The organism is Microbacterium sp. (genome assembly GCF_032084865.1).
GTDB lineage: Bacteria > Actinomycetota > Actinomycetes > Actinomycetales > Microbacteriaceae > Microbacterium.
Genome location: NZ_DAMDLU010000196.1, coordinates 1 through 3,822, shown reverse-complemented (window position 1 = coordinate 3,822; position 3,822 = coordinate 1). Strand labels below are relative to the sequence as shown.

General features: G+C 70.5%; 2 protein-coding genes. Both read right to left on the bottom strand.

Going from position 1 to position 3,822, the window contains the following annotated elements:
- Positions 1-228: 228 nt before the first annotated feature.
- Positions 229-2,721, bottom strand: a complete 2,493-nt coding sequence (gene leuS / locus RT309_RS14180; protein ID WP_313358076.1) for a leucine--tRNA ligase — start codon at positions 2,719-2,721, stop codon at positions 229-231.
- A gap of 111 nt (positions 2,722-2,832) precedes the next feature.
- Positions 2,833-3,822 (bottom strand): anthranilate synthase component I family protein (locus RT309_RS14175; protein ID WP_313358074.1); only part of this gene is annotated, 990 nt, incomplete at its 5' end.

The following is a 3,822-nucleotide window of genomic DNA, read 5'->3' as shown; positions in this document are numbered from 1 at the left end:
CGCAGGATCCCCCAGCCGACCGCGGCCGACAGCACCACCAGGCCGAGCGTCACCGCGGCGCCGATGCCCAGCCTCAGACGCGGGCGCGCGCGGGCATCCGGCTCTGCGGACTCGTCGGCTGACACCCTGTCACGCTAGGCCGCCCGCCACGGGCCGCTGCCCACGGATCCCGGAGACTGTGCACAACTCCCTCAGGAGGGCCGGATGTGCACAGTCACCGGCAGAACCTCAGCCCTTGACGGCGAAGTTGACGATCTTCGGCGCGCGCACGATCACGCGCACGATCTCCTTGCCCTCCAGGGCGCGCTGCACCTTCTCATCGGCGCGCGCGGCGGCCTCGAGGTCGGCGTCGGAGATGTCGGCGGCGACGTCCAGGGTCGCGCGCACCTTGCCGTTCACCTGCACGGCGACGGTCGCCGTGTCCTGCACGAGCAGCGCCGGATCGGCATCCGGCCACTGCACCGCGCTGACCGACGGCTCGTGCCCGAGCCGGGCCCACATCTCCTCGCCGGTGTGCGGGGCGATCAGCTCGACGATCATCGCGACAGTCTCGGCCGCCTCCCGCACGGCGGGGTCAGCGGCTCCGGCGCCGGTGTCGATCGTCTTGCGGATGCCGTTCACCAGCTCCATGAGACGGGCGACGACGACGTTGAACTTCGTCTGCTCGACGAGCGCCGGCGCGTCGGCCAGCAGGCGGTGGGTGATGCGGCGCAGCGCCGGGTCACCGGCATCCGGAGCCGCGCCCGGCTCACTCGACACCTCGTCGGCGACGCGCAGCGCGCGGGAGAGGAACTTCTGCGCGCCCGACAGCGAGACGCCGTTCCACTCCTTGTCGTCTTCCACGGGGCCGGCGAACGCCAGCCCCAGACGCAGAGCGTCGGCGCCGTACTGCCCGAGCAGGTCGGACAGCTCGACGAGGTTGCCCTTGCTCTTCGACATCTTCGCGCCGTCCATGATGACCATGCCCTGGTTCACCAGGTTCGAGAACGGCTCCTCGAAGTCGATCAGACCCAGGTCGAACAGCACCTTGGTGATGAAGCGCGCGTACAGCAGGTGCAGGATCGCGTGCTCGACACCGCCGAAGTACCCGTCGACCGGCGCCCAGCGCTTCGCCTCGGCGGGGTCGAACGCGAACTGGTCGCTGTGCGGCGACAGGAAGCGCAGGAAGTACCACGAGCTGTCGACGAAGGTGTCCATGGTGTCGGCGTCGCGCAGCGCGGGCTCACCCGATGCCGGATCGACCGTGCGCACCCACGACTCGGCCGCGCCCAGCGGCGACGAGCCCTTCGGGCGCAGGTCGAGACCGTCGACGCTCGGCAGCTGCACGGGCAGACGGTCTTCGGGCACCGGCACGACGCTGCCGTCGTCGAGGTGCAGCATCGGGATCGGCGTGCCCCAGAAGCGCTGACGTGAGATGAGCCAGTCGCGCAGGCGGTAGTTCTTCGCGGCGCGACCGGTGCCCGCCTCACCGAGCTGAGCGATGGTGCGGGCGATCGCCTCGGCCTTGTCGACACCGTCGAGGTCGCCGGAATTCACCAGACGGCCGTTGCCGACCAGCGCGGTGCCGGTCACGGCGGGGTCGAGCTCGGCGAGGTCCTCGCCCTCGTTCGCGCCGCCGGTGACGGTGGTGTCGACGACGACCTTGACCGGCAGGTCGAACGCGCGGGCGAAGTCGAGGTCACGCTGGTCGTGCGCGGGCACGGCCATGACCGCGCCGTGACCGTAGTCGGCCAGCACGTAGTCGGCCGCCCAGATCGGCATCCGCTCGCCGCCCACCGGGTTGATCGCGTAGCGCTCGAGGAACACGCCGGTCTTCGGGCGGTCGGTCGACTGCCGCTCGATCTCGGTCTGCTTCTGCACCGTCTCGAGGTAGTCCTGGAAGCGCGTGCGCACCTCAGACGACGAACCGGATGCCAGCTCGGACGCCAGATCGGAGTCAGGGGCGATCACGAAGAACGTCGCGCCGTGCAGCGTGTCGGGGCGGGTGGTGAACACGGTGACCGGCTCGTCGCGGCCCTCGATGACGAAGTCGACGTCGGCGCCGGTGGAGCGGCCGATCCAGTTGCGCTGCATCTGCAGCACCTTGTGCGGCCAGTGCCCCTCGAGCGTGTCGAGGTCGTCGAGCAGACGGTCGGCGTACTCGGTGATCTTGAAGTACCACTGCGTGAGCTTCTTCTTCACGACCCCGGCGCCGCAGCGCTCGCAGCGGCCGTCGACGACCTGCTCGTTCGCGAGCACCGTCTGGTCGTTCGGGCACCAGTTGACGGCGCTCTTCTTGCGGTACGCGAGGCCCCGCTCGTAGAGCTTCAGGAACAGCCACTGGTTCCAGCGGTAGTACTCGGGGTCGGAGGTGTGCAGCACGCGCGACCAGTCGTACGACATGCCGTAGCCGCGGAATCCGGCCTTGTGCTGCTCGATGTTCTTGTAGGTCCACTCGCGCGGGTCGGCGCCGCGCTTGATCGCGGCGTTCTCGGCGGGCAGGCCGAACGAGTCCCAGCCGACCGGGTTGAGCACGTTGTGCCCGCGGTGACGCCAGTACCGCGCCACGATGTCGGGGTACAGGTAGTTGATGGCGTGGCCCATGTGCAGGTCGCCCGACGGGTACGGGAACATGCCGAGGATGTACTTGCGGGGCCGATCATCGTCGTCGCCGCCCGCCCCGAACGTCCCGTTCTGCGCCCAGTACTCCTGCCACTTGAGCTGGATGTCGTGCGCAGACATCACTTCAGGGGACTCGGCGTGGGACGCGTGCTCGGTCAAGGAACGGCCAATCTGACGATGCGGAACAGCCCGGAAATCGGGCCCTTCCAGGGTATCGCGAGCGGTGCGCGCTCAGGAAACCGGCAGCAGGTCCCGCCAGGGCTGCGGCAGCACCGCGCCGAGTGCGGCGAGCGGAGCGCGCGCCTTCGTCGCGACCTCCGCGGCCTCGGCATCCGGGCGGGAGAGCCAGGTGATCCCTCCCCCGGCGCCGACGGAAGCCGAATCCGCGTCGATCACGATCGTGCGGATGACCATCGCGAGGTCGACCCTGCCATCGAGGCCGACGTGCCCGAAGCATCCGGAGTAGATGCCGCGGGGCGCCCGTTCGAGACGATGCAGGATCGTCATCGCCGACAGCTTCGGCGCACCGGTCATGCTGCCGGCCGGGAACGCCGCGTCGCACAGGTCGCCGAAGGTGACCCCGTCGCGCAGCCGCACGCTGACCGCGCTGACCAGCTGATGCACCGCGGGATACGTCTCCACCTGCCACAGCCGCTCCACCTCGACCGTGCCGGGAACGCCGACGTGCGAGAGGTCGTTGCGCATGAGGTCGACGATCATGACGTTCTCGGCGCGCTCCTTGGCATCCGTCCGCAGCTCCTCCGCCAGCCGCGCGTCGTCCGCCGGCGTGACGCCCCGGGGGCGGGTGCCCTTGATCGGACTCGTCGACGCGCGCCCGCCGCCCGTCGCGAGGAACTGCTCGGGGCTGGCGCTGAGCACGTGCCGTTCCCCTGCCCGCAGGTAGCCTCCGTGGTGCGCAGGCGTCGCCGCGCGCAGCCGCCGGTAGACGGCCAGAGGATCGTCGGGACGCGCGGTGGTGAACCGGGTGGTCAGGCACAGCTGGTACGCGTCGCCGCGCTGGATCGCCGCGCGGCACTCCTCGACGAGAGCGGTGTACTCGGCGACCTCGTGACGCGACGACGCGGTCTGACCGGCGGGGGCGGGCGGGGCGGGCTCGAGCGGCGGGGCCACGAGCGCATCACCCACCTCTGCAGCCCACGCGGAGATGTCCGCCGCCGGAGCGAGGGCGTGCACCTCGCCCGTGGCGTGGTCCACGGCGAC